20 protein-coding genes are annotated in these 24,969 nt (G+C 73.8%); 8 read left to right on the top strand and 12 right to left on the bottom strand.

Annotated elements, in window-relative coordinates:
• Window positions 1-19: 19 nt before the first annotated feature.
• The 3 genes from nrfD to fdh are packed head-to-tail and all read right to left on the bottom strand — an operon-like array spanning window position 20 to window position 5,237.
• Window positions 20-1,057, bottom strand: a complete 1,038-nt coding sequence (nrfD, locus tag HF526_RS06285; RefSeq protein WP_169380319.1) for an NrfD/PsrC family molybdoenzyme membrane anchor subunit — start codon at window positions 1,055-1,057, stop codon at window positions 20-22.
• Window positions 1,054-2,019, bottom strand: a complete 966-nt coding sequence (locus tag HF526_RS06290; protein ID WP_169380320.1) for a 4Fe-4S dicluster domain-containing protein — start codon at window positions 2,017-2,019, stop codon at window positions 1,054-1,056. The genes nrfD and HF526_RS06290 overlap by 4 nt, the downstream gene beginning before the upstream one ends.
• Window positions 2,016-5,237 (bottom strand): formate dehydrogenase, encoded by a 3,222-nt coding sequence (gene fdh / locus HF526_RS06295; RefSeq protein ID WP_476705394.1) that lies wholly within the window; start codon window positions 5,235-5,237, stop codon window positions 2,016-2,018. Before fdh ends, HF526_RS06290 begins: the two co-directional genes overlap by 4 nt.
• A 154-nt stretch (window positions 5,238-5,391) precedes the next feature.
• On the opposite strand from fdh, the gene HF526_RS06300 reads away from it, so the two are divergent.
• From HF526_RS06300 to HF526_RS06310, 3 genes are all read left to right on the top strand, one after another.
• The gene (locus HF526_RS06300) at window positions 5,392-5,649 is read left to right on the top strand and encodes a DUF7218 family protein (protein ID WP_338051327.1); all 258 of its coding nucleotides are present in this window, start codon (window positions 5,392-5,394) and stop codon (window positions 5,647-5,649) included.
• A 91-nt stretch (window positions 5,650-5,740) separates the two neighbouring features.
• A complete protein-coding gene (locus tag HF526_RS06305; RefSeq protein ID WP_169380323.1) occupies window positions 5,741-8,566 on the top strand; it encodes an ATP-dependent Clp protease ATP-binding subunit in 2,826 nt (941 codons plus the stop codon).
• Between the two features lie 357 nt (window positions 8,567-8,923).
• Window positions 8,924-9,889: a glycosyltransferase family 9 protein gene (locus HF526_RS06310; RefSeq protein WP_169380324.1), complete on the top strand. Its 966-nt coding sequence runs from the start codon at window positions 8,924-8,926 to the stop codon at window positions 9,887-9,889.
• A 28-nt stretch (window positions 9,890-9,917) separates the two neighbouring features.
• On the opposite strand, the gene HF526_RS06315 is transcribed toward HF526_RS06310, so the two are convergent.
• From HF526_RS06315 to HF526_RS06335, 5 genes are all read right to left on the bottom strand, one after another.
• Complete coding sequence (locus HF526_RS06315) at window positions 9,918-10,727, bottom strand: SDR family oxidoreductase (RefSeq protein WP_338051328.1); 810 nt, start codon at window positions 10,725-10,727, stop codon at window positions 9,918-9,920.
• On the bottom strand, window positions 10,724-11,950 hold the full coding sequence (locus HF526_RS06320) for a glycosyltransferase (protein WP_169380325.1): 1,227 nt from the start codon (window positions 11,948-11,950) through the stop codon (window positions 10,724-10,726). The genes HF526_RS06315 and HF526_RS06320 overlap by 4 nt, the downstream gene beginning before the upstream one ends.
• 4 nt (window positions 11,951-11,954) lie before the next feature.
• Entirely contained in the window at window positions 11,955-13,001 is a 1,047-nt protein-coding gene (locus HF526_RS06325; protein WP_169380326.1) for a glycosyltransferase, read from the bottom strand.
• Window positions 12,998-13,561, bottom strand: coding sequence for a D-glycero-alpha-D-manno-heptose-1,7-bisphosphate 7-phosphatase (locus HF526_RS06330; protein WP_338051329.1), 564 nt, complete (start codon window positions 13,559-13,561; stop codon window positions 12,998-13,000). The genes HF526_RS06325 and HF526_RS06330 overlap by 4 nt, the downstream gene beginning before the upstream one ends.
• A 165-nt stretch (window positions 13,562-13,726) precedes the next feature.
• Window positions 13,727-14,641: a LysR family transcriptional regulator gene (locus HF526_RS06335; RefSeq protein ID WP_169380328.1), complete on the bottom strand. Its 915-nt coding sequence runs from the start codon at window positions 14,639-14,641 to the stop codon at window positions 13,727-13,729.
• Between the two features lie 223 nt (window positions 14,642-14,864).
• Between HF526_RS06335 and HF526_RS06340 the strand changes: the two genes are divergently transcribed.
• Both HF526_RS06340 and HF526_RS06345 read left to right on the top strand, forming a co-directional pair.
• On the top strand, window positions 14,865-15,782 hold the full coding sequence (locus HF526_RS06340) for an SRPBCC family protein (RefSeq protein ID WP_211176843.1): 918 nt from the start codon (window positions 14,865-14,867) through the stop codon (window positions 15,780-15,782).
• Window positions 15,783-15,812: 30 nt separating this feature from the next.
• Window positions 15,813-16,988, top strand: coding sequence for a zinc-dependent alcohol dehydrogenase (locus HF526_RS06345; protein ID WP_169380329.1), 1,176 nt, complete (start codon window positions 15,813-15,815; stop codon window positions 16,986-16,988).
• 49 nt (window positions 16,989-17,037) lie between these two features.
• On the opposite strand, the gene HF526_RS06350 is transcribed toward HF526_RS06345, so the two are convergent.
• Both HF526_RS06350 and HF526_RS06355 read right to left on the bottom strand, forming a co-directional pair.
• A complete protein-coding gene (locus HF526_RS06350; protein ID WP_169380330.1) occupies window positions 17,038-17,718 on the bottom strand; it encodes a hypothetical protein in 681 nt (226 codons plus the stop codon).
• A 453-nt stretch (window positions 17,719-18,171) separates the two neighbouring features.
• Complete coding sequence (locus tag HF526_RS06355; RefSeq protein ID WP_338051330.1) at window positions 18,172-19,392, bottom strand: multidrug effflux MFS transporter; 1,221 nt, start codon at window positions 19,390-19,392, stop codon at window positions 18,172-18,174.
• 516 nt (window positions 19,393-19,908) lie between these two features.
• On the opposite strand from HF526_RS06355, the gene HF526_RS06360 reads away from it, so the two are divergent.
• Window positions 19,909-20,610 (top strand): GPR1/FUN34/YaaH family transporter, encoded by a 702-nt coding sequence (locus HF526_RS06360; protein WP_169380331.1) that lies wholly within the window; start codon window positions 19,909-19,911, stop codon window positions 20,608-20,610.
• Window positions 20,611-20,660: 50 nt separating this feature from the next.
• On the opposite strand, the gene HF526_RS06365 is transcribed toward HF526_RS06360, so the two are convergent.
• Window positions 20,661-21,677: a LacI family DNA-binding transcriptional regulator gene (locus tag HF526_RS06365; RefSeq protein ID WP_338051331.1), complete on the bottom strand. Its 1,017-nt coding sequence runs from the start codon at window positions 21,675-21,677 to the stop codon at window positions 20,661-20,663.
• A gap of 233 nt (window positions 21,678-21,910) precedes the next feature.
• Here HF526_RS06365 and HF526_RS06370 point away from each other — a divergent pair, with 233 nt between their 5' ends.
• A complete protein-coding gene (locus HF526_RS06370; RefSeq protein ID WP_169380333.1) occupies window positions 21,911-23,122 on the top strand; it encodes a Gfo/Idh/MocA family protein in 1,212 nt (403 codons plus the stop codon).
• Window positions 23,123-23,152: 30 nt separating this feature from the next.
• Window positions 23,153-24,151, top strand: a complete 999-nt coding sequence (locus HF526_RS06375) for a sugar phosphate isomerase/epimerase family protein (RefSeq protein WP_169380334.1) — start codon at window positions 23,153-23,155, stop codon at window positions 24,149-24,151.
• 34 nt (window positions 24,152-24,185) lie between these two features.
• On the opposite strand, the gene HF526_RS06380 is transcribed toward HF526_RS06375, so the two are convergent.
• Entirely contained in the window at window positions 24,186-24,941 is a 756-nt protein-coding gene (locus tag HF526_RS06380; RefSeq protein ID WP_338051332.1) for a GntR family transcriptional regulator, read from the bottom strand.
• Window positions 24,942-24,969 lie beyond the last annotated feature (28 nt).

Here is a 24,969-nt window from a genome sequence, read left to right on the forward strand (position 1 = left end):
AGGGGCGACGTGCGGGGGGCTACGGGGTGGGGTGGCCGTTGCGTTGCGCGGCCTGGCGCTCCCGCTCCGCGAGCCGCCGGCGCTGGGGGACGACCGTGTACTCCGGATCGCGGGCCGAGGCCATCCCGGCCTCGAACACCCCGTACCGGGTGGCCGCGGCGCCCGCGTTGAGCAGCGCCGCGGACGCCCAGGACAGCAGCCGGCCGCGGCGGCCGCGGATCCGGCCGGACAGTGCCGCTCCGGCGGCGCCGGCGACGGTGGCCGCCTGCGCCGCGCGCAGCACCGCCCCTGCCCGGCCGGTCCGGTAGGCCCGGGCCGCGAGCCCGATGCGGCGTTCCATCACCGCCGTCGCGGCGAGTTCCAGCGCGGCGCCGGCGACCGCGACCCGGCGCGCCGGGGCGGCGTCCCGGCCGGACAACAGCCCCACCCCGCCGCCGCTGGCCATCGCGCTGCCGGCGAACACGAACGGCAGTTCCTTGTGCGCCTCGTGCCAGGCGGGTACCGCGGTGTCGGCCAGCAGGACCGCGGTGTAGGTGGTCATCGCCGGCCCGAGCACCCCGGCGGCGGCGCCGCTCACGTGCGCGAGGCCGGGCGCGATCCCGGTGAGCTCCGAGACCGCGGTCGCCCCCGCGACGGTCCCGAACGGGGCCAGGATCCAGGAGCCCACCGACAGCGGCGAGGTCGGCTTGATCACCCGCATCATGTGCAGGAACCGCTCCGGGCGGCCCAGGTCGTGGACCAGTGCGCCGACGCTGATCGTCGCCCCGGTTGCCGCGGCGAGCCGGCCGACCCGGCGCAGCTGCGGGCGTCCGGTCGCATCGGCGAGGGCGGCCAGCGCCGCGGTCACCCCGGCCATGCCGCCGAGATAGAGGTAGGCCGGGACGTCCGGGACCTTCCACACCGGCGGCTTGATGATCGGCCGGCCGTAGTAGGAGCGGAACGTCGCCTCCTCGACCATCAGCCGCTCGCCGCGCCCCCGCCGGCGGCGCCGCGGCGGCGCCCCGCCGGCCTGCAGATCGCGTCCGGGCTGCTGCTCGCGGGTGGACGGGCGGGTCATCGGCGGGCTCCCAGGAAGGCGGCGGCCACGGTGCCGGCCACGGTCAGCGCCGCCGCGGCGGCGTGCCGCCACATCGACGGCAGGTCACGGGTGGTCACCACCGGGTCCGGCGGCAGCCCGTAGGTCTCCGGCTCGTCGAGCAGCAGGAAGAAAGCCCCGTCGCCGCCGACGCCGTCGTCCGGGTCGTGCCCGTAGAGCCGGGCCTCGGAGACCCCGGCGGCGTGCAGCGCGTCCACCCGCTCCGCCGCCCGGGCCCGCAGTTCGTCGAGCGGCCCGAACTGGATCGACTCCGTCGGGCACGCGGTCGCGCACGCCGGCATCAACCCGGCGCCGAGCCGGTCCTGGCACATCGTGCACTTGAACGCCCGGCCGTCGCCCTTGCGCTGGTCGATCACCCCGTACGGGCACGCCGGGATGCAGTATCCGCAGCCGTTGCAGATGTTGTCCTGCACCAGCACGGTGCCGTGTTCGGTGCGGATCAGCGCCCCGGTCGGGCAGACGTCCAGGCAGGCGGCGTGCGTGCAGTGCTTGCACACGTCCGAGGACATCAGCCAGCGCACCTCGGTGGCCTCGCCGGCCTGCCCGTCCCCGGAACCGTTGCGGTCCGCGCCCGGCGAGACCGCACCGGGCAGCTGGGTGGCCGGCATCCCGAGGTCCACCGTCGCCGAGCGCCGCGCCGGCACCCGCTGCTCGATGAACGCGACGTGCCGATACGTACTGGCACCCAGCCCGCCGGTGTTGTCGTAGCTCATCCCGGTCAGATCGAGCACGTCGCCGCCCGCACCGTGGTCGGTGACCCCGTCGGCGGGCAGCGCGTTCCACTCCTTGCACGCCACCTCGCACGCCTTGCAGCCGATGCAGACGCTGGTGTCGGTGAAGAAGCCGACCCGCGGCGGGTGGTCGGCGGGGTAGCCGGCGTCGGCGGACGGGTCCGCGAGCGGCCCGTACAGGCTGTTGGTCATGCGGGGTCCTCCAGGCCTGCGCGCCGGCGGTAGCCGGCGAGGTACTCGACCAGCGCCGGCCCTCGCGGACGCCGGCCGGGGACGATGTCGCAGGTCGCGGCCTTGGTCTCCATGATGTGCACGTTCGGGTCGAGCGCGACGCTCAGCAGCTCGTTGGCGGCGTCGCCGGTGGAGAGCCCGTTGGGCCCCCAGTGCCACGGGATGCCGATCTGGTGCACGACGCGGTCGCCGTGCCGCAGCGGTTTGGCCCGCTCGGTGACCAGCACCTTGCCCTCCACCGCCGACCGCGCGGTGACGACGTGCGCCCACTCCCCGTTGCACAGCCCGCGCTCGGCGGCCAGCTCCGGTGACACCTCGAGGAACATCGTGGGCTGCAACTCGTTGAGCCGCGGCGTCCAGCGGCTCATCCCGCCCGCGGTGTGCTGCTCGGTCACCCGGAACGTCGTGAAGACGAACGGGTAGATCTCCGCGCCCGGCGTGCCCGGCTCCGGGTGGTAGCGGTTCTCCGGCCGGTCGAACCGCTGCCGGGCCGGGTTGGCCCGCTGTCTCGGGTACAGCGCGTTCGGCAGCGGCGACTCCTCCGGCTCGTAGTGCGCGGGCATCGGCCCGTCCATCAGTCCGGCGGGGGCGTGCAGCCACGCCCGGCCGTCGGACTGCATGACGAACGGCTCGGTGCCCGCGATCGCCTCGGCGGACCGCGCGCCCTCCGGCGGGACGTAGCCGGGCGCGGTCGTGGCCGGGAAGTCCGGCACGTCGGCACCGGTCCAGCGCTTCCCGTCCCACCAGATGTGCTTCTTGCGCTCGCTCCACGGCTTGCCGTCCGGGTCGGCGGACGCGCGGTTGTAGAGGATCCGGCGGTTCATCGGCCACGCCCAGCCCCACTCGGCCGCGACGAGGTCCTGCTCGGTGCCGGGGCGCCGGCGCGCGGACTGGTTGACCTCGTCGGCGTACACGCCGCAGTAGATCCAGCAGCCGCACGCCGTCGACCCGTCGGCCTTCAGCTCGGTGTAGCCGTTCACCGCGCGACCGTCCGGCCCGGTCCCGTTGATCTCGCGGAGCACCGCCTCCGCGCTGGGCTCCCCGTCGTGCACCGGGTAGTCCCAGGTCAGGTCCTTGATGGGCCGGTCCCGCGGATCGGTCGAGCCGGCCAGCCTCGCCTTGATCCGCTTCCCGAGCTCGTAGTAGAACCACAGGTCGCTGCGGCAGTCACCCGGGGGCTCGACGGCCTTGTGGTGCCACTGCAGCAGCCGCTGGGTGTTGGTGAAGGTGCCGTCCTTCTCGGTGTGCGCGGCCGCCGGCAGGAAGAACACCTCGGTGCCGATGTCCTCGGTGCGCATCTCGCCGGTGGCGATCTCCGGCCCGTCCTTCCAGAACGTCGCCGTCTCGATCATGTTCAGGTCGCGGACGACGAGCCATTCCAGGTTGGCCAGCCCGCGCCGCTGCTGGCGCGAGTTGGCCGTGCCGACCGCCGGGTTCTCGCCGATCACGAAGTAGCCGGGCACCTTGCCCGCGGCCTGGTCCATGACGGTGCGGAAACTCGAGTGGTCGCCGTTGAGCCGGGGCAGGTGGTCGAAGCAGAAGTCGTTGTCGGGCGTGGCTGCGTCGCCGAACCAGGCCTTGAGCAGGCTCACCAGGTAGGCGTCCATGTCGCCCCAGAAGCCCTTCTCACCCGCGTTCGCCTCGACGAACCCGGCCAGGTCCTGTTCCCGGTGCGTGTGCGGCATCGGGATGTAGCCGGGCAGCAGGTCGAACAGGGTCGGGATGTCCGTGGAGCCCTGGATGCTGGCGTGCCCGCGCAGCGCGAGAATGCCGCCGCCCGGCCGGCCGATGTTGCCCAGCAGCGTCTGCAGGATCGACGCGGCCCGGATGTACTGCACGCCGACGGTGTGGTGGGTCCAGCCCACGGCGTAGCAGAACGCGCTGGTGCGCTCCCGGCCCGAGTTGCGTACGAGCGCGTCGGCCACCGCCGCGAACGTCTCCGGTGGGATGCCGCAGACCTCGTGCACCATCTCCGGGGTGTAGCGGGCGAAGTGCCGCTTGAGGATCTGGAAGACGCACCGCGGGTGCTGCAGGGTGTCGTCGCGGATCGGGGTGCCCGAGAACGGCGCCCCGCCGGAACCGGCGATCTGCCCCCGCTCGTGCTCGGGGACCATGTCGCTCTCGTCGCGCTGCCCCGCGGAGGCCTCGACGTCGGCGCCCTCGTACTGCCAGGACCGCACGTCGTAGGTCCCCTCGCCGGGGTCGAAGCCCGAGAACAACCCGTCGAGGTCCTCGGTGTCCCGGAAGTCCTCCCGGACGATCATGGGCGCGTTCGTGTAGGCGCGCACGTACTCCTCGAAGTACGCACCGGTCTGCAGCACGTGGTTGATCAGGCCGCCGAGCAAGGCGATGTCCGAGCCCGCCCGGATCGGCACGTGCAGGTCGGCGACCGCGGAGGTACGGGTGAACCGCGGGTCGACGTGGATCACCGTCGCACCGCGCCGCTTGGCCTCCATGACCCACTGGAAGCCGACCGGGTGCGCCTCGGCCATGTTCGAGCCCTGGATCACGATGCAGTCGGAGTTGACCAGGTCCTGCTGGTAGTTCGTCGCGCCGCCGCGACCGAAGCTGGTCCCCAGACCGGGGACGGTGGAGCTGTGTCAAATACGGGCCTGGTTCTCGATCTGTACCGCTCCGAGGGCGGTGTAGAGCTTCTTCATGAGGTAGTTCTCCTCGTTGTCGAGGGTCGCTCCTCCGAGGCTCGCGATGCCCATCGTGCGGTGCAGGTGCCGACCCTGCTCGTCGACGTCCTGCCAGGTCCGCGCCCGGGTCTCCAGCACCCGGTCGGCGATCATGTCGACGGCGGTGTCGAGGTCGAGGTCCTCCCACTCGGTGCCGTGCGGGCGCCGGTAGCGGACCTTGGTGACCCGGGTCGGCGCGGTGACCAGGCTCAGCGTCGACGAGCCCTTGGGACACAGCCGGCCGCGGCTGATCGGCGAGTCCGGGTCGCCCTCGACATGGGTGACCTCGCCGTCGCGGGTGAAGATCTGCTGGCCGCAGCCGACGGCGCAGAACGGGCACACCGACTTGGTGACCGTGTCCGCGTCGACCGTGCGGGCCCGTTTGGCGTCGGTGCGCGGCGATCGCGCAGCCGCCCCCCGGCCCAACGGGTCGTCCCCGGTCACCTGCCGGAAGACCGGCCAGCTCTCGATCCACGTTCGCACGCCCCGCACAGCCACGAACCTCTCATGCCCCGGGCACCGCGGTGGCCAAACACGCGTGCCGATCACGCGTCCGGGTGCCCAGGTGTGCCGTGCGGTGTGCCGTGCGGTGTGACCGGGTATGCGGCCCGCAGCAGTGATCTTCCGATCAACCGTGCCGAGGAGGTGGCCCGTGGCGGGTTCGAGCATCAAGGACGACGAGGTCTACGAGGAGCTGCGCAAGGAGGGCGCGTCGAAGGAGAAGGCCGCACGCATCGCCAACGCCTCGGCCGACGAGGGGCGGTCGAAGGTCGGCGAGCGCGGCGGGTCGGCCGGCAGCTACGAGGACATGACCAAGGACGAGCTGTACGAGCGCGCGCAGAAGATCGGCATCGACGGCCGGTCGTCGATGACCAAGGACGAGCTCATCGACGCACTCCGCAACCACTGACCGGCTCCCCGGGGACGGGTCAGTACGCGGTTTCGGGATCCGCCGCAAGGGGAACGAGGGAAGGCCTCTTTCCCGGCGGAAGGTAACTCCGATGACCGGCTTCTTCTCCCCGGGTGACACCGGTGCGGCCGACGACACCCAGGACCAGGGCCAGAGCCAGAGTCCGGAACGCGGTCAGGGCCAGGAGGGTCAGGACCAGGCGCGGGGCCGCGAACAAGGCAAGGACCAGGACCAGGGAAACGGTCCCGGCCGAGGCCCGGATCTCGGCCCGGGTCAGGGCTACGGCCCGGGCGGCCCTGCGGCGCACCGGATCGACCTGAGCAGGCTGATGAGCGCCGGCGCCCGCCAGCTGATGGCGACGGCGGCGCAGCAGGCCATGGATCGCGGTGACTCCGACCTGGACGCCCAGCACATGCTGCTGGCCACCACCATGCTCGATCCGACCCGGCAATGGCTCGCCCGCGCCGGCGCCGATCCGGATGCGATCGGCCGTGTGCTCGACGAAAGGCTGCCCCGGGACGCCGCGCCGACCGGGCGGGCCCCGGTGCTCACCCCGGCCGCGAAGCGGGCGCTCCTCGACGGCCATCAGATCTCCCGCTCGCTCGGGTCGAGCTACATCGGACCCGAGCACGTGCTGCTGGCCCTCGCCGCGAACAACGAGTCGGATGCCGGTCGGCTGCTCGCGGAGTCGCGGTTCTCCCCAGGTTCGATGTCCGGCCGGCCGGGGCAGGGACCGACGACGCCGGAACCGCAGACGCAGAGCCTGACCCCGACGCTCGACCAGTTCTCCCAGGACCTCACCGCAGCGGCCCGGGCCGGGCAGCTCGACCCGGTCGTCGGGCGCGCCGACGAGATCGAGCAGACCATCGAGGTGCTCTCCCGGCGGCGCAAGAACAATCCCGTCCTGACCGGCGAGGCCGGCGTCGGCAAGACCGCCGTCGTCGAGGGCATCGCGGAACGCATCGTGGACGGCGACGTGCCGGACACCCTCCTCGGGCGCCGGGTCGTCCAGCTCGACCTGTCCGGGGTCGTGGCCGGCACCCGCTACCGCGGTGACTTCGAGGAGCGGATGCGCCAGCTCATCGAGGAGATCCGCACGCACGGCCGCGAGCTCATCGTCTTCATCGACGAGATCCACACCATGGTCGGGGCCGGGGGCGGAGGCAGCGGCACCGAGGGCGGCGGCGCGATGGACGCCGGCAACCTGCTCAAACCGGCGCTGTCCCGCGGTGAACTGCACGTCATCGGCGCCACGACGTTCAACGAGTACCGCCGTCACATCGAGTCCGACGCGGCATTGGCCCGGCGGTTCCAGCCGGTGTACATCCCGGAGCCGAGCGTCGAGGAGACCATCCAGATCCTGCGTGGGCTGCGCGACCGCTACGAGGCCCACCACCAGGTGCGCTACACCGAGGACGCGCTGCGCGCGGCGGCCGAGCTCTCCGACCGCTACATCACCGACCGGTTCCTGCCGGACAAGGCGATCGACCTGATCGACCAGGCCGGGGCCCGGGTCCGGTTGCGCACCCGCACCCCGTCGAACGACCGCCGCGGTGCGGAGATGCGGCTGCAACAGCTCATCCAGGACAAGGACCAGGCCGTCGCCGACGAGCAGTACGAGCGGGCCAGTCAGCTGCGCGACCAGATCGGCCGGGTCCGCGCGGAGATGGATCGCATGGGCGCCACCGGGCGGGCCGTGCCCAAGGTGGACGTCACCGACGTCGCCGACGTGGTCTCCCGGTCCACCGGGATCCCGATGAACCAGCTCACCGAGGCCGAACGGGACCGCCTGGTCCGGCTGGAGGAGGAGCTGCACCAGCGGGTCGTCGGTCAGGACGACGCGGTGCACGCCGTGGCCGAGGCGATCCGCCGGGCCCGCGCCGGGCTGGGCGACCTGGACCGGCCGGTCGGCAGCTTCCTGTTCCTCGGGCCCACCGGCGTCGGGAAGACCGAGCTGGCCCGGGCGCTGGCGGTCACGCTGTTCGGCAACGAGGACCGGATGGTGCGGCTCGACATGAGCGAGTACAGCGAGCGGCACACGGTGGCGCGGATGGTCGGCGCCCCACCCGGTTACGTGGGCTACGGCGAAGCCGGTCAGCTCACCGAGTCCGTGCGCCGCCGGCCCTACTCCGTCCTGCTCCTCGACGAGATCGAGAAGGCGCACCCGGACGTCTTCAACACGCTGTTGCAGGTGCTCGACGACGGCCGGCTCACCGACGGCCAGGGCCGCACCGTCGACTTCCGCAACACCGTGATCATCATGACCAGCAACGTGGGCTCGGAGCTGATCACCAACCGGGGCGCGACGCTGGGCTTCGGCAGCACGGCCGAGCGCAGCGCCGCGGAGGAGTCCCGCGAGGACGCCGTGCTGCGCGAGCGGTTACTGCCCCGGCTGCGGGAGGTGTTCCGCCCGGAGTTCCTCAACCGCATCGACGAGACCATCGTGTTCCGCCGCCTCGACGAGGAGCAGTTGGCGACGGTCACCGAACTGCTGCTCGAGGAGACCAAGCGCCGGCTCGCCGGGCAGGGCGTCCGGGTGGAGTTCACCCGAGCCGCGGTCCGGTGGCTGGCCGAGCGCGGCTACCAGCCGGACTTCGGCGCCCGTCCGCTGCGCCGGATCATCCGCCGCGAGGTGGACAACCGGCTCGCCGAGATGCTGCTGGCCGGCCGGATCGGGCCCGGCAAACGCCTCCTGATCGACACCGGGGACGCGGGGCTGCAGATGGACGTGCAGGACGATCCCCAGCCGCTGGAGCCGACGGTCGACGTCGCCGAGTCCGGGGCGGCCGAGGAGTCCCGGTCCGAGTGCGGCTACTTCGATGCCGGCGGCGCGGACGACGGGTCCCCCGAGGGCGGGTCGGCGGGCGACTCCGGCGGCGCCGGCACGACCGGCGACTCCGCGCAGGCCCGTCGGTGATACCGCAGCCGGCCCCGCCGCAGTGATACCGCAGCCGGCCCCGCCGACGACGGGGGTGTCGGCGGGGCCGGCCTCGTCTCCCCGTCGGATGAGCGGGAGCCACGGGGAGAGGTCGGGGCGAGGGTCACATCGGTCTGGTCGGTGTCGGCCCTCTTCCCCGGACGGGGTTCAGCACAGCCACGGGGCCGGGCTACCCGCGGAGGGCCCGCCGAAACGAGCCGAGCGAGCCGGTGCACGAGGCGGATCCGGCGCCCCGGCCAGCGTCTCGGCGACGGCGTGAGCCCGGGCAACCCGGCACCGGCCGCGGTCGCCTCGCCCGGTCCGGTTACCGGGCACCGTGGTGGGTAACCGGGCCCCGTGCGACGGCCGGAGAACGGCGCCGTGCTGGCGCTGCGCGCACTGCATCTGGGCGACCTGCTGGTCGCGGTCCCGGCGTTGCGCGCGCTGCGCCGCGCCCATCCCGGCCATCGGGTGGTGCTGGCCGCGCCCCGCTCGCTCGCCCCGGTGGCCGCGCTGACCGGCGCCGTCGACGAACTGCTGCCCACCCCCAGTCCGGCGCACCTGCAGTGGCCCTGGCCGCGCCCACCCGAGGTCGCCGTCGACCTGCACGGTGCCGGGCCGGAGAGCCATCAGGCGCTGGACACGCTCACGCCCCGGCGGCGCATCGGGTTCAAGGCCCCGGGCTGGGACGGGCCGAGCTGGGCCGCCGTTGCCCGCCGGTTCGTCCACGAGCGGGAACGCTGGTGCGCGCTGCTCGGGGCGCACGGGATCCTGGCCGACCCGGCCGATCTCGTACTGGACCTGCCGCCTCGGCTGGGCCGGCTCTCGGTGCGCCCGGTGCTCGTCCACCCCGGGGCCCGGCACGGGTCCAAACGCTGGCCCGCGGAGCGGTTCGCCGCCGTCGCCGCGGCGCTGGAGCGGGACGGCCACGCGGTGGCCGTCACCGGGACGGCGGTGGAGCGACCGCTGGCCCTGGCGGTGGCCGAAGCGGCCGGGTTGCCCGAGCGGCAGGTGCTGGCCGGGCGGACCGGGTTGCGGCAGCTGTGCGGGCTCGTCGCCGGCGCCGGGCTGGTGATCAGCGGGGACACCGGGATCGCGCACCTGGCCTCGGCGTTCCGCACGCCGTCGGTGGTGCTGTTCGGGCCGGTCGATCCGGCCGAGTGGGGTCCACCGGCCACCGGACCGCACGTCGTGCTGACCGACGCGGCGGCCCGGCGCGGCGACCCGCTCGCCGAGGACCCGGATCCCGCACTGCTCGGGGTGCAGGTGGACGAGGTGCTCGCGGCGGTGCCGCAGGTGTGCGGGGTGCCGCGCCCGGCCTGACGGCCGGGGCCCGTGCGGACGCCCGCGGTCAGGGCCAGGACGACTCGGTGGCCGGGCCGACCACCATCTCCCGTACCTCGCAGCCCACCGGCCTGGTCAGCGCATAGAGCACGGCGTCGGCGACCTCGTACGGGTCGCCGCGGTGCGGCCCGGGCCCGCCCTCGGCGAACGCCCCGCCCGTGACGTCCGTGACGTCCGTGGCGTCCGTGGCGTCCGTGGCGTCCGTGACGAGCAGGGTGAGACCGACCTGCCCGGCCAGCTCGGCGGCGAGCGCACGGCTCATCCCGACGACACCGGAGTCGGCCGCGCACCGGGCGGTGGCCTCGGGCAGGGCGCGCAGCCCGACGGTGGCGGCCACGATGACGATGCGCCCGCGGCTCTCCCGCAGCCGCGGCAGCCCGGACCGGATCACCGCGGCGGTGCCGAGCAGGTTGACCCGCACGACGTCGTCCCACGCCCCGCCGGGGATGTCGGCCATCCGGCCGCGCCGGTCGATGCCGGTGGTGGTCACCACCGCATCCAGCTCGCCGGCTTCGGCCACCAGCTCGGCGACGGCCCGTTCGGCGCTCCGGGTGTCGCGCAGGTCCACCACGGCGGACAGGGCGCCGGCCAGTTCCGGGCTCGCGTCCCGGCTGGCGACGCGATCGAGCAGCAGCGGGTGGCCGCCGGCCGCACCCACCGCCCGGGCGACGGCCCGGCCCAGGCCCGAGGCGGCGCCGGTGACGAGGACGGTGCCGACCCGGCGCCGCTCGTGCCACGGCGACGCGCCGGGTGGGGGCGGGCCGGGGGCCGCCGGGGCGGGCATGGCCGCCACCTCGGTCTGCGGCGACGGGGTCACCGGCCCACCCGGGCGACCGGCTGGGCCTGCTGTTGCGCGCGCATCGTCAGCACCTGGTCGTAGACCTCGGCGGTCGCCCCGGCGACCCGGTCCCAGCGGTACCGGGCTACGACCCGGGTGCGGCCGGCCGCCCCGAAGGCCTGCCGCATCGCCGGCGAGCTGAGCAGTTTGCGCAGCGTCGCGGCCAGCACGTCGGGGCGCCGCGGCGGCACGTGCAGCCCGGTGACCTGGTCGACGACGGTGTCGTTCATCCCGCCGACCGCGCTCGCGACCACCGGCCGGGCACACGCCATGGCCTCCAGCGGCACCATCCCGAACGGCTCGAACCACGGCACGCAGACCACGCAGTCGGCCGAGCGCAGCAACGCGGGCACGTCGATGCGGGCCACCTTGCCGAGGAACCGGACCCGGTCGACCACCCCGGCCATCGACGCCCGGGCGCGCAGTCGTCCGATGTCGGGATCGTCGCCGAGATCCTCCTCGGCGGGGCCACCGGCGATCACCAGTTCGGCGTTCGGCACGCGGCGCAGCGCGTCGATCGCCTCGTCGACGCCCTTGCGCCGCACCAGCCGCCCGAGCACCACCAGTCGCGGCCGCTCGCCACGCTCGAACACCGGGCCGGCCGGCAGGAACGCGTCGGTGTCCACCCCGCACGGCACCACCGCCACCCGGCGCCGCGGGGCGCCGAGCCGGGCCAGCTCGAACAGCTCGTCGCCGCAGGTGGCCAGCACCCGGTCGGCGCCGCGCGCGATGGCGCGTTCGGCCAGCACCCGGCCGTCCGGGCTGGTGTCGGCGTCGCCCAGATGCCTGCGCTTGACGTGGCCGAGCGCGTGGAAGGTCTGCACGACCGGCAGGTGCAGCGGCCGGGCCGCGGCCAGCGCCGCCAGCCCGGACATCCAGAAGTGCGCGTGCACCACGTCGGGCGGATCGAGCGACCAGGCCTGCCGCAGCGCCTCGGCGAGGTCGGGCAGGTATGGCACCATCTGGTCCTTGGGCAACGGGCCCAGCGGTCCGAAGGGCACATGCCGGACCGTGACGCCGGGCCCCATCCGAACGTTCTCGGCGCTGTCCGCCGAGTCCCGGCGGGTCCAGACGGTCACCTCGTGACCGAACGCGGCCAGCGCCTTGGCGAGCTCGCCGACGTGCACGTTCTGCCCGCCCGCGTCCGGCTCGCCGGGGGCGGCGAGCGGACTGGCGTGTTCGGACACCATCGCGATCCGCATGGCGTCACCTCCTCGGTTCGACGGCGGGCCGGACGACCCGCAGGTGGGTGTCCCGGCGGCGGTCGACCCGCGGCCGGCGGCTCCGGTGGTCGGCGACGACGCGCTCGAGGAGCACGTCCCAGTCGCGCAGGAAACGGCGCAGCCCGTAGCGGCGCAGCGCGTGCGCGCGGGCGGCGGCGCCGTGGGCCCGGGCGCGCTCCGGATCGGCGACGAGCTCGGCGAGCGCCCGGGTGAGCCGGCCCGGGTCGGTCGCGCACAGCCCGGCCGCCGGCGCCACGGCGGCCGGCGCCTCGGTGGTCGCCAGCGCGACCACGGGCATCCCGAGTTGCATCGCCTCGATCAGCGCGAGGTCGAGTGAGGTCCAGCGCGCCGGGTGCAGGTAGATCCGGCGGCGGGCCAGTTCGGCGTGCATCCGCTGCGGTGGCAGGGCGCCCAGGCCGCGGATCCGGGTCTCGCAGCCGAGCCGTTCGCCGAGCCCGCCGGTGCCCGCACCGAACACGTCCAGCGGGGCCGCCCGGGACAGCCCCGGCAGCAGGTCGGTACCGGTGATCCGGTGGCGCCGCAACGGCTCGTTGACCACTACCGCGGCGGCGGGCAGCTCGCCGGTGTAGCGGTGCCCGGGGTCGGCGATCCCGGGTTCGACCACCGCGGTCGGGGTGCGGCCGGCGTCCCACATCAGGGCGTTGAACGCGGTGACGTGCACCAGCGTCAGGTCGTCGCGGTCGGCCATCGGGTGCCGGGACGTCGCAGCGGGCCCGCGCGGCGCGGTGTGCTCCAGGTACACCGCGGCGACCCCGCGGCCTGGGGTCCGGCGCAACCAGCGCGCGGTGAGCGCGATCTCCTCGAGCCGCTGCACCACGACGACGTCGACGTCCGTGTCGGCCAGCCGTTCGGGGGTCACCTCGATCGCGTCGGCCGGCCACTCCCACGTCGTCGGGCGGCCCTGGCCCCAGGGGCCGCGCCCGGACAGAGTGGGCAGCAGGTAGCGGTGCCGGCCGGTGACGAACGCCGTGGTCCACGGGCCGTGCACGTTCCAGATGAGGATGTTCACGCCACGCCCAGCAGGTGCCGCACCGCCGCCACGAGATCCGCGCGCACCACCGGCGCGGCCTCGACCTCCGCGGGGCGCGTGGCCGGTGTCGGCACCAGCACGCCCCTCGCGCCGGCCGCGGCCGCGGCCGCCATGTCGGAACCGATGTCGCCGATGACCACCACGCGGGCCGGGGGCACGCCGAGCTCGGCCGCCGCCGAGAGCACCATGCCCGGTCGCGGCTTGCGGCACGAGCAGCCCTCGACAGCCGGGTGCAGGCACATCCGCCACACCGCGAACGGGCCGAGCAGTTCCTCGACCCGCTGGTTGACCGCACGCACGTCCGCCGAGTCGATCAACCCGTGCGCGACGCCCGATTGGTTGGTGATGACCCCGACGGGAATCCCGGCCTCGCGCAGCATCGCCAACGCCCGGCGGGCGGCCGGCATGGGCCGCACCTGGTCGGGGTCGGCGCAGTAGGGCACGTCGACGACGAGCGTGCCGTCGCGGTCGAACAGGACCGCCCCCGGCGGGACGGGTGGCTGCCCGTCCGGGTCGAACGGGACCGGCCCAGGTGGCACCGGCTCGGGCGGGACGGGTTCGTGCGGGACCGGCTGCGGCTCGTCGGGATCGGGCTCTGGTGTGGGCTTCGGCTTCGCGGACGCCGGCGGTCGTTCGGCGGAGGTCACCGCCCCGGGTGGCCCGCGCGCGCGTCATTAAACCCGGTCTCGCCCGGGCCGCCACGTTCAGTGACGAGTACTACTCGATGTAGCGGGCGACCGGGTACAGGCCCCGGTGATCTCGGCGATGAGCCGGCGCAGCGCCGGCTTCGCCGGTTCTCGCCACACCAGTTGCAGGGTCGCGTCCAGTGGTGGGGCCAGCTGGCGCACGACCAGGCCGTCGCCGGCCTCGGCCACGTGCGGAGCGGCGATCAGAGCCACCCCACGGCCCGCCCGCACCGCCCGGAACAGCGCCGCCGGTCCCTCCGCGGCCGGATCCGGCATGCGGCGTACCCGGACCCGGTGGCCGTGTACGGCGAGGTCACCGGTCCAGCGCTGGCGCAGCACGGCGGCCAGGTGCGACGGGTAGAGCACCGTCTCCCCCTCGGCCACCCGGTGCAGCGGCACCGGGTTCGCGCGCGCGAGCCGGTGCCCCGGCGGTATCACCAGGCAGACCGGGACCCGGCACAGCGCCCGGGCGGCCAGCCCCAGGGTGTCCTCCCCGGCCCACACGACGGCGGCGTCGGCGCGGTCCTGCTGCACCGCCGACGGCGCGTCGCGCTGGTGCGACACCGCCGCGTCCACCTCGACCTCCGGGGCCAGTGCGGCGAGCCCGCGCAGCGCCGCGCCCAGCACGGCGGGCACTCCCGGGGCCAGCCGCAGCGCGAGCCTGCTGGTACCGGGTACGGCGGAGTGCACGGCGTCGCGGGCGTGCTCGGCCCTGCCGAGCAGCGCCCGGGCGTGTTCCAGCAGCACCTCCCCGGCCGGGGTGAGCCCCACCCCGTGCGAGCTCCGTTCCAGCAGCACCACCTGCAGTTCCCGTTCGAGGGCGCGGATCTGCTGGGACAGCGACGGCGTCGCGAGATGCAGGGAGCGGGCCGCGCGCCCGAAGTGCCGTTCCTGGGCCACCGCGACGAAGTACCGCAGCTGCCGTAGTTCCATCGAGCTACCCCTCCCCTCCCGGATACCGACGGCCGTGAGGCACCGCCTCATGAACGTGAGGTCGCGTGTCACGACACGCGGGTGAGCGCTGCGGGGCGGGCACTCGGGGGGTGCGTCCGGATCCGCGGGCGTCGCGGCGGAGGGAGCGAACGTGGACGGCAGTGCACGGACGACACGGACGACACGGCGGGCGAGGCAACCCGCGGACCGGTCGAGCGATCGCATGGTGGACGGGCTCGGGATGTTCAGTCTCGGGCTCGGCACCGCCCAGCTGGTGGCCCCGGGCGAGATGAACCGCCTGGTCGGCGCCGACGACGATCCGCGGAACCGGCGGATTCAGCGCTGGGCGGGCGGGGCCCGGGAGCTCGCCGCGGGGGTGGGCATCGAGGCCCGGTACCGGACGACCGGCTGGCTGTGGGCCCGGGTCGCCGGGGACGTCCTGGACCTGACCCTGCTGGGCGCGGTGCTGGCCGACCCACGCCACCGGCCCGAACAACGGCGGCGGGCGGCGGCCGCGACCGCCGCGGTGCTGGGCGTGACCGCGGCCGACGTCCGCGCCGCACTGCAGTTGCAGCACGCCGGGGAGCACGCGGCGAACGGGCACGGCGGCGGAGGCGTCAAGGAGATCGAGGCCAAGGCCGAGATCACGATCCACCGGCCGGTGGCCGAGGTCTTCGCGTTCTGGAACGACCTGGAGAACCTGCCGCGGTTCATGCGCCACCTGCAGTCGGTGACGCGTCTCGGCGCAGACCGCTCCCGCTGGCGGGCGAAGGCCCCGGCCGGCATGGAGATCGAGTGGGAGGCCGAGGTCACCGCCCGGGAGATCGACGAGTACATCTCCTGGCGCTCCGTCGGCGGCGCCACCGTGCAGAACTCCGGATCGGTGCGGTTCACTCCCGCTCCGGGTGACCGGGGCACCGAGGTCCGGGTGCACCTGCACTACCGGCCACCGGCGGGGAAGATCGGCGCCGCGCTCGCGAAGCTGTTCGGCGAGGAGCCCGGACAGCAGGTCCGCGACGATCTCCGCCGGTTCAAGCAGGTCCTCGAGACCGGTGAGGTCGTGCGTTCCGAGGCCGACCCGGAAGGCACCCGGACCCGCCGGCTGCTGGCCCAGCGGCCCGCCCAGCCGCTCCCCCGCTGACCCGATCCTCTGGAGAACGGAGCGCATCTCATGCGAGCGAACTGTTGGACCGGGAAGAACAGCGTCGAGGTACTCGACGTCCCCGATCCGAAGATCCTCAACTCCCGGGACGCGATCGTGCGGATCACCTCCGCCGCGATCTGCGGGTCCGACCTGCACCTGTACGACGGCTTCATCCCCACCATGCGCAAGGGTGACGTGCTCGGCCACGAGTTCATGGGCGAGGTCGTCGAGACGGGCCCGGCGGTCACCAACCTGTCGGTCGGCGACCGGGTCGTGGTCCCCTTCCCCATCGCGTGCGGCCGATGCGGCGCCTGCGAGCAGGGCCTGTACTCGGTGTGCGAGGACTCCAACCCGAACGCCCCGATCGCCGAGAAGCTGCTCGGCCGCTCCCCCGCCGGGATCTTCGGCTACTCGCACATGCTCGGGGGCTACCCCGGCGGGCAGGCGCAGTACGCGCGGGTGCCGTTCGCCGACGTCGGCCCGATCAAGATCGACGACGGCATTCCCGACGAGCAGGTGCTGTTCCTGTCCGACATCTTCCCGACCGGGTACATGGGCGCGGACATGTGCGACATCACCCCGGGCGACGTCGTCGCGGTCTGGGGCGCCGGACCGGTCGGCCAGTTCGCCATGGCGAGCGCGCGGCTGATGGGCGCGGAGCGGATCATCGCGATCGACCGGTTCGACTACCGGCTGCGCATCGCGGCCGAGCGGGCCGGCGCCACCGACGTCGTCAACTACGAGCAGGTCTCGACGCGGGAAGCGCTCGAGGAGATCACGGCCGGTCGCGGCCCGGACGCGTGCATCGACGCCGTCGGCATGGAAGCCCATCACGACCTGGGGCCGCTGCACGCCTACGATCGGGTGAAGCAGGCCACCCGGGCCGAGACCGACCGCCCGCACGTGCTGCGCGAGGCCATCATGAGCTGCCGCAACGGCGGCGTGATCTCCGTGATCGGTGTGTACGGCGGGTTCGTGGACAAGTTCCCGATGGGCGCGTTCATGAACCGCTCGCTGCGGATGCGCACCGGGCAGTGCCACGTCCACCGCTACCTCGAACCACTGCTGGGCCTGATCATGGCGGGCGACATCGACCCGAGCTTCGTGATCACCCACCGGATGTCGCTCGACGACGCCCCGCGCGGATACGAGATGTTCCGGAACAAGGAGGACGACTGCCTGAAGGTCGTGCTGTCGCCGTGAGCGGCGATCACCCCTGGGGGCACGGGTCCGGCAGCGGTCGGGCACCGGGTCAGCCACCGGTCAGGAACCGGGCCGGGTCTCCGGCCGCCCGCGCCCCGCTGTCGAGCCAGCGCCGGAAGCCCCGGGGGTCGCGCCGCTCCAGTTCGTCGAGGTAGGCCGCACGCAGCACGACCAGCTGTACCAGCTCCTTCGGGTCCCGGGTCCGGCCGACCGCCACGTAGCTGCGTCGCCACTCCCAGCAGAGCATCTCGGTGGACAGCGCAGGCACCAGCCACTGCGGGCACTCGTCGTCACGGACCGGGGCCGCCGGGAACTGTGTCACCGGCGGTTCGGGGCCCGGTGGGGTGTGGTCGGCCGCCTCTCCGGGCACTTCCCCTCTCCTGCGGCCCCGCCCCAGCCTGCGCCCCACCCCCACGGTCATCCCACTGGCCGCCGCGAGCACCAGCACCGGCACGGCGGCCGCACCGAACAGGCCCACCAGCCCGCTGAGGCCGAGGACCACGAGCAGGCCCATCCCGGCGGCCCGCCATGCGAAGGTGCGCGTGCTCCGGCTGGCACCGTCGGGCCAGCCGTGGCGCTGCTGTGCCCAGCCGAATGCCCCCAGCCCGGTGAGGGTCGCGGTGAGGAGCCCCAGCATCACGACCGCCGGTGACAGTGTCGCCAGCCCCACCACGCCCAACGGGACGAGCAGCACGAAGACGATCCGTGATGCGGTCGAACGGGGCGGCATGGCGACCTCCGGGCGCGCAGGGTGAGGGGGGCAGCGCGGGGTGCCCACCCCGCCGCCGGCTACACCTCGGCCTGGTGTCCGTTTCGCCGGTCCGATCCCGGTCCGCGTGCCCTTCCCGCCCGGGCGTCCGGCGACCGGCCGGCCTGGGCACGAACGGCCCGCGCGACGTCGCCGGGAAGGAGACGGCCCCGTGCGGGCCCGATGAGCACCGCACGGCCGCCGGCCGACCCACGGCCGGTGAGGAGGGCACCCGTCCCCGGGGTCCGGCCGCCGAACCGGACTCCGGAGACGGGCACCCACGCCGCCGGTAGCGGCGCGCGGATGCGCTCGGCGGGCGCCCCCGGGCGGCACCCAGCGAACCCGGGGACGCCCGGGCTCCCGCCGACGACGTCGGGCACGGCTACCCGGCGCCCGCCGGCCGAAACACCGGCTGCTGCCGCCGGGGCCCCCGGCTCATCGGGAGGGTCGCCCGCCCGCGCGCAGCACCGGCACGGTGGCGAGCGCCGCCGCCACCGCGGTGGCCAGGATCGTCGTGCCCATCACGACGGGAGTGACCCCACCCAGTGACGCCAGCGGCGGCACCAGCGCGCCGAGGGCGAACTGCAGCAGACCCAGTACGGCGGACGCGGTGCCCGCGGCGCGGCCCTGGTTGGCCAGCGCCAGCGCGGTCGCATTGGGCATGATCAGCCCGACGCTGGCGACCACCAGGAACAGCGGCGGCAGCACCGCCCACACCGATCGCGACAGCAGCACCCCGGCGAGCAGCGCGACCGCGCCGGCGACCGCGATCGCGACGGCCAGGGCGAGCGTGCGGCGTGGCCCGATCCACCCGGCCAGCAGCGCGCTGAGCCGGCTGGCGAGCACGATCCCGGTCGCGTTGACCGCGAACATGACCCCGTAGGCCTGCGCGCTCAGCCCGTAGCCGCCCTGCAGCACGAAGCTGCCCATCGCGATGTAGACGAACATCCCGCAGCAGCCCAGCGCGAGCACCAGCGCGGGCGCGAGCAACGTGCGGTCGTGCACCACGGCGCGCAGCGCCCGCCCGGTGTCGGCGAACCCGCCGACATGCCGCCGCTCGGGCGGCAGCGTCTCGGGCAGCGTCGACGCCGCGAGCAGCAGCCCCAGGCCGATCACGCCGAGCGCGACGAACACGCCGCGCCAGTCGGTGACCCGCAGCAGCTGGCTGCCGAGCAGCGGCGCGATCACCGGCGCCGACCCGCTGACCACCATCAGCAGCGAGAACATCCGGGCCGCGGCGTCACCGGAGTAGAGGTCGCGGACCATCGCGCGGGCCACGACCAGCCCGATCGCGCCCGCCATGCCGTTGAGCAGCCGCACCACGAGCAGCACCTCGACGGACGGGGCCAGCGCGCACGACACCGAGGTGATCGCGAACAGCGCCGTCCCGGCCAGCAGCGGGCGGCGCCGGCCCACCCGGTCACTGAACGGCCCGGCCGGCAACTGCCCGGCGGCCAGCCCGATCATACACAGCGACATGGTCAGCTGCGCCAGCGCCTCGGAGGTGCGCAGGTCCGCGGTGAGCCGCGGCAGCGCGGGCAGGTACAGGTCCAGCGACAGCGGTCCGAAGGTCGACAGACCGCCCAGCGCCAGCAGCCGGCCCAGCGGCGAGCGTGCCCGGCCGCCACCTGGACCCGCTTCCGATGTCGATCTCACCGGCCGATTCTGCCCCGCCGCGCCCCCGCCCGGACGGTCGCCGCAGCGGATCGACGCCCTCGATCGCCCGCTCCGGCGCGGCCGATCCAGGGACTGGACAAGCTTTCGCCGGACGGCAGATACTGCAGGCCCAGGTGATCGGGGCTCACCCGCGCCGCGGCTACGGCCGCTGAGGTCCCTAGTCGGGGCGTGACTAGGAGGCTGCCGCCGATGCGACTCACCATCGAGCTCCCGGCTCGTCGGGACGTCGGGTCCCGGGCGCTGCCCGCGCGACGATCCCGCCCTGTCGGTCCCGCCGCCGGCAGATCGTGACGGCACCGCCCTGCACGGTACGGGCGGTGCCGACGCCGGCATCCGGACAACTACGCGATTCCTCGCGGTGACGTAGACGCCGTTCATGCTCGGGCGCTTCCTCTGTGGTGAGCCGGCAACGGCCACGTCGTGATCCAGGGCCTCGTTACGCGTCACCCGGCGGCGGCTCACCGCACATTCAGGTCTCGGGTAAGGAGGAGTGGGATGGCAACAACGGGCGATGTCAACGCAACTCGAGCCGGTGTCGGCGGTGAGGCCGCCGAACTGGAGGTGACGGCTCCGACCGTCGGCCCGCTGGCCGGGGATCCGACCGTGATCGGTGTACCGCTGTTCATCGTCGGGTCCATCGCGCTCGGCCTGACGCTGATCGGCTTCGTCCCGGCGGGCAACTTCGGCGCCGTCGCGGTGATCATCTGCGCGACATGGGTCGGACAGGTGATCGCCGCCGTCTGGGCCGCAGCCCTCGGCCAGAACGCGGTGGCCTGCGTGTTCGGCATCTTCGCGGGGTTCTGGCTGAGCTACTCGCTGCTGGCGGTGGGCATCCTGCACAGCTGGTGGGGCATCGTTCCCGCCGCCGACGCCGCCTCGGCGACGGCGTCCACGGGCGACGTCAACCGCTCCGTCGTGTTGTTCCTGATCTGCTGGCTCGCGTTGATCGTCATGCTGACGGTGGTGACCCTGCGGTTCCCGCTCGCGTTCACCGCACTTCTGGTGGTCGTCGACGCGGCACTGGCGCTCGCGCTCGCCGGATATCTCAAGGGCGCCAGTTCCGGCCTACTGGCCATCGCCGGCTACCTGGTGTTCACCTTCGCCGCCATCGGGGTGTACCTGTTCGCGAATTCGCTGAGCCTGGCGCTCGGCGGCAAGGGGCTCGAGCTGGGCAAGCCGTTGATCGCCGCGGGCTGAGGTCGTCCGCTCGCCGCGGCTGCCGGCGTGGCGGACCCACCCCGTCGATCTCACCGGCTGATCCTGCGCGGTGGGCCCGAGCTCGTGCGGACGACGAGCCGGGGCGGTGTGACGAACTCGCCCGCCGGCACCTCCTGCCCCTCGCAACGGGCGACGGCGCGCCGGACGGCGGTGGCCGCGAGGGCGGCGGGGTCCTGGCTGACCGAGGTCAGCTCGACGTTGCGCAGCGACGCGAGCCGGGTGTCGTCGTAGCCCACCACGGAGATCTCGCCCGGAACGTCGACGCCGCGCACCCGCAGGGTCAGCAGCAGCCCGAACGCGGTCATGTCGTTGTGCGTCAGCACAGCCGTCGGCGGGCGGGCCGCGGCCAGCAACTCCATGGCCGCCGCGACCCCGGACTCCTCGTCGGCGTGCCCCCCGAGGACACGGGCCCGGTCGGCGAGACCGTGCGCGGACATGGCGTCCAGGTAGCCCTCGCGCCGGGTGCGGCTCATCACCGCCCGGCCGCCGTCGACGTAGTGGATGTCGCGATGCCCCGCAGCGACCAGGTGCTCGACCGCCGCCCCGACCCCGCGCCGGTCGTCGGCGCGCACCGAGTCCACCGACTCGGCGTGCAACTCCGAGCCGACCGTCACCGCCGGGACCCGCCTGCTGAGCGCGGCGAGATCGTGGTTGCCGATGTCCGGACTGACCAGGACCAGCGCGGCGCAGCGCTCCTGCAGCAGGCTCTCGACGGCCTGGAGTTCGGTGCGCGTCCGGGTGGTCGCGCTGAGCACGAGGTCGTAGCCGGTGTCGGCGACGGCCCGGTACAGGTGCTCGACCACCTCGGCGTGGAAGGCCTGGGAGACGGTGAACGTGACACCGAGCAGTCGTGAGTTCTGCTCGCGCAGCATCCGCGCGCGCTGGTCCGGCCGGTAGCCGAGCCGGTCGGCCGTCCGCAGAATCCGGCGGCGGGTCTCCTCCGACACACCGGGCTCGCCGCGCAGGGCCACCGACGCGGAGGAGACGGATGTGCCCGCGGCCCGCGCGACGTCCACGATCGTGACCCGCCCGGCCCTCGCCGCCACCTGCACTCCTCGCGCGTCCCGGACCGATCCGGCCCCGACTTTGTCTTGACATGCTAACCCACGCCTGGCTACCTTCTCAGCGGACGTACCGGAACGTTCCGGTAATATTTCTGAGCTGTTCTCAGCCATTTCGACTGGAACGTTCCGGGTGCCCCGCCGGCGTTTGTCCACCTGCGCACCCATCCCGGAGACCCGAGACCGGTCCGCGGCGTCCTGCATCCGAAAGGCAGCCCATGTCGACCCAGCCCGACTCCGGCAAGCCCGTCTCCGTCGCGGTGATCGGGGCCGGCATGGCCGGCCGCAGCCACGCCGCCGGCTACCGCAACGTGAACACCGTCTTCGGCGCCGGCCTGCCGCCCGTCCGCCTGGCCGCGATCGCCGACGCGAACGCCGAGCTCGGCGCGGACGCCGCTCGCCGCTACGGGTACGAGAAGGCGCTCCCGAGCTGGGAGGCCGTCGCCGAGGACCCGACGATCGACGCCGTCAGCATCGTCGTCGGCAACTCCCTGCACCGGCCGATCGCGGAGGCGCTGGTCGCCGCGGGCAAGCACGTGCTGTGCGAGAAGCCGCTGGCCGGCTCGATCACCGACGCCCGCGCGATGGCCGACCTCGAGCGCTCCGCGGACGTCGTGACCGCCGTCGGGTACACCTTCCGCCGCTCCCCCGCCATCGCCGCGATCCGCGACCATGTCCAGGGCGGCGAGCTGGGCGATCTCACGCTGTTCAGCGGCCGCTACTGGTGCGACTACGCGACCGACCCGAACGGCCCGCTGAGCTGGCGGTTCTCCGGTGGCGCCGGCTCCGGCGCGCTCGGCGACATCGGCGCCCACGTGATCGACACCGCGGAGTTCATCGCCGGGCCCGTCGTCGCGGTCTCCGGCGCGTCGCTCTCGACACAGATCGGCAAGCGGCCGCTGCCCCTCGGCGCGGTCGTCGGGCACAACGCCGCCCCGGTCTCCGACGAGCTCGGCAAGGTCGAGAACGAGGACACCGCCTCCTTCACCGCCTGCTTCTCCTCCGGCCTGATGGGCACGTTCTCCGTGTCCCGCACCGCCTTCGGCCTGCCCAACGGGCTCGCCTTCGACGTCCTGGGGCTGCGCGGACGGGCCGCGTTCGACCAGCACCGGCCCGCCGAGTACCTCTTCGACGACAGCCAGCCCGACGCCCGCACCCGGGGCGCCCGGCAGGTCATCGCCGGCCCGCAGATGCCCTACTTCGCGGGCGGCTACCCGATGGAGGCACCGGGGGTCGGCGGCGGCAACGCCGAGATGTTCGTCTACCAGGCCCGGGCCTTCCTCGACCAGGTCGCGGGCGTCGCCGATCCGCTCCCCGCATGCGCCACCTTCGCCGACGCCCTGCGGACCATGGAGGTCATCCAGGCCGTCGTGGAGTCCTCCCGCAACGGCGGCGCCACCGTCGAGGTCCCGCCCGTCCCCGCCGCCTGAGCACCCTCACCGACCGGAAAGCAGCTGATCATGCCCCTCAAGCTCGGCGCCTACACCGCCTGCCTGCACGACCTGCCCCTCACCGAGGCCCTCGACGTGGTGGCGGCCAACGGCCTGACCTCCGTCGAGGTCAACACCGGCGGGTTCCTCCCCGCCCCGCACTGCCCCGTGGACCTGCTGCTGTCCTCGGCCACCGCCCGCGCGGAGTACCTCGCGACCTTCGCCGACCGCGGGATGGAGCTGACCGGCCTCAACTGCAACGGCAACCCGCTCAACCCGCTGCCGGGCGTCGGACCGAAGCACGCCGACGACCTGCGCCGCACCATCGGGCTCGCGGGCCTGCTCGGTGTGAAGCACGTCGTGACGATGTCCGGCACCCCCGGCTCCGACCCCGACGCGAAGTACCCCTCCTGGGTCGTGAACCCCTGGGACGGCGTCTACATGGACGTCCTGGACCACCAGTGGGGTGTGGCCGTCGAGTTCTGGACCGAGATCGACGCCCTGGCCCGGGAGAACGACGTCCGGGTCGCCATCGAGATGCACCCGCACAACGTGGTGTTCTCCCCCGTCACCCTCAAGCGCCTCGTCGACGAGACCGGCGCGACGAATGTCGGCGCGGAGATGGACCCGTCGCACCTGATGTGGCAGGGCATGGACGTCGTGGCCTCCGTCAGGTGGCTGGGCCCGCTGGTGTTCCACGCCGCCGCCAAGGACGCGATGCTCTGCCCCGGCGCCGACATCCGGGGAGTGCTGGACACCTCGTTCACCCGGGTGCCCGCCGACGCCCCCGGCAAGGTGCCCACGGGCTACGGGTTCTGGTGCAACGCCTGGCCGGAGAACCCCGCCTGGAGGTTCGTGGCCGTCGGCGTCGGACACGACCTCTCCTACTGGACCGAGTTCCTGCGCGCCCTCGCCGAGATCGACCCGGACATGGCCGTCAACATCGAGCACGAGGACGCCGCCTACTCCCGGACCGAGGGACTCGCCCTGGCCGCGAAGAACCTGCACAGCGCCGCGAGCGGCCTCTGATCCGCTCCGCTCCCGCACGGGGCCGGACGCGGTCCTAGCTGGTCAGCGTGAGCTCGAAGGAGTACCGGCTGGCACGGTAGAGGTGCGAGCCGTACTCGACGGCCCGTCCCTGCTCGTCCCACGCCGTGCGGGCCATGGTCAGCATCGGGGCGCCGCGGGAGTCGCCCAGCACCCGCGCCTCGGCGGCGGTCGCCGCCCTGGCGCCCACCACCTGGTTCGCCATGCGCGGGACGTGCCCGGCCGCCCGCAGCAACTCGTAGAGCCCTCTCTCCTCGAGGTCGGCGCGGCGCAGCGGCAGGACATCGAGCGGTACCGCGTTGTGCATGAGGGCGAGCGGTTCGTCACCTGCGTACCGCAGCCGCTCGACCCAGGTGACCTCGGTTCCGAACGGCACGCCCAGCGCCTCCGCGATCGCATCGGGTGCCGGCTTGATCTCCAGGGAGCGGATGACCGTGCGCGGCTGCTGACCGGTCTTGACGAGGTCGTCGTAGAGGCTGGTCAGCTCGACGGGGCGCCGGACCTTCGGATGCACGATCTGGGTACCGACACCGCGCTTGCGCACGAGCATCCCCCGCTCGACGAGGTAGGCGATCGCGCGCCGCATCGTCGGCCGCGACACGCCGAGGCGGTCGGCCAGTTCGACCTCGTTCTCCAGCCGGCCACCCACCGGCATCTCGCCGCTCTCGATCTGCTGCTGCAACCGGGTGGCCACCTGGAAGTAGAGCGGGACCGGGCTGGACCGGTCGAGCGCCACGTCAGGAACCAGTCCGCCGCCGATTGATCCGTTCACCACTGCAACCCCTCGTATGTCCTGACAT

The sequence above is a fragment of the Pseudonocardia acidicola genome, from assembly GCF_012911935.1.
In the GTDB taxonomy this organism is placed as follows: Bacteria; Actinomycetota; Actinomycetes; order Mycobacteriales; family Pseudonocardiaceae; genus Pseudonocardia; species Pseudonocardia acidicola.

Coding starts and splice junctions, on each gene's coding strand:
- HF526_RS06345 (WP_169380329.1), top strand. CDS start 15,813: ATGCGAGCGAACTGTTGGACCGGGAAGAACAGCGTCGAGGTACTCGAC.
- HF526_RS06290 (WP_169380320.1), bottom strand. CDS start 2,019: ATGACCAACAGCCTGTACGGGCCGCTCGCGGACCCGTCCGCCGACGCC.
- HF526_RS06350 (WP_169380330.1), bottom strand. CDS start 17,718: ATGCCGCCCCGTTCGACCGCATCACGGATCGTCTTCGTGCTGCTCGTC.
- HF526_RS06370 (WP_169380333.1), top strand. CDS start 21,911: ATGTCGACCCAGCCCGACTCCGGCAAGCCCGTCTCCGTCGCGGTGATC.
- HF526_RS06340 (WP_211176843.1), top strand. CDS start 14,865: ATGGTGGACGGGCTCGGGATGTTCAGTCTCGGGCTCGGCACCGCCCAG.
- HF526_RS06360 (WP_169380331.1), top strand. CDS start 19,909: ATGGCAACAACGGGCGATGTCAACGCAACTCGAGCCGGTGTCGGCGGT.
- HF526_RS06320 (WP_169380325.1), bottom strand. CDS start 11,950: ATGCGGATCGCGATGGTGTCCGAACACGCCAGTCCGCTCGCCGCCCCC.
- HF526_RS06375 (WP_169380334.1), top strand. CDS start 23,153: ATGCCCCTCAAGCTCGGCGCCTACACCGCCTGCCTGCACGACCTGCCC.
- HF526_RS06335 (WP_169380328.1), bottom strand. CDS start 14,641: ATGGAACTACGGCAGCTGCGGTACTTCGTCGCGGTGGCCCAGGAACGG.
- HF526_RS06305 (WP_169380323.1), top strand. CDS start 5,741: ATGACCGGCTTCTTCTCCCCGGGTGACACCGGTGCGGCCGACGACACC.
- nrfD (WP_169380319.1), bottom strand. CDS start 1,057: ATGACCCGCCCGTCCACCCGCGAGCAGCAGCCCGGACGCGATCTGCAG.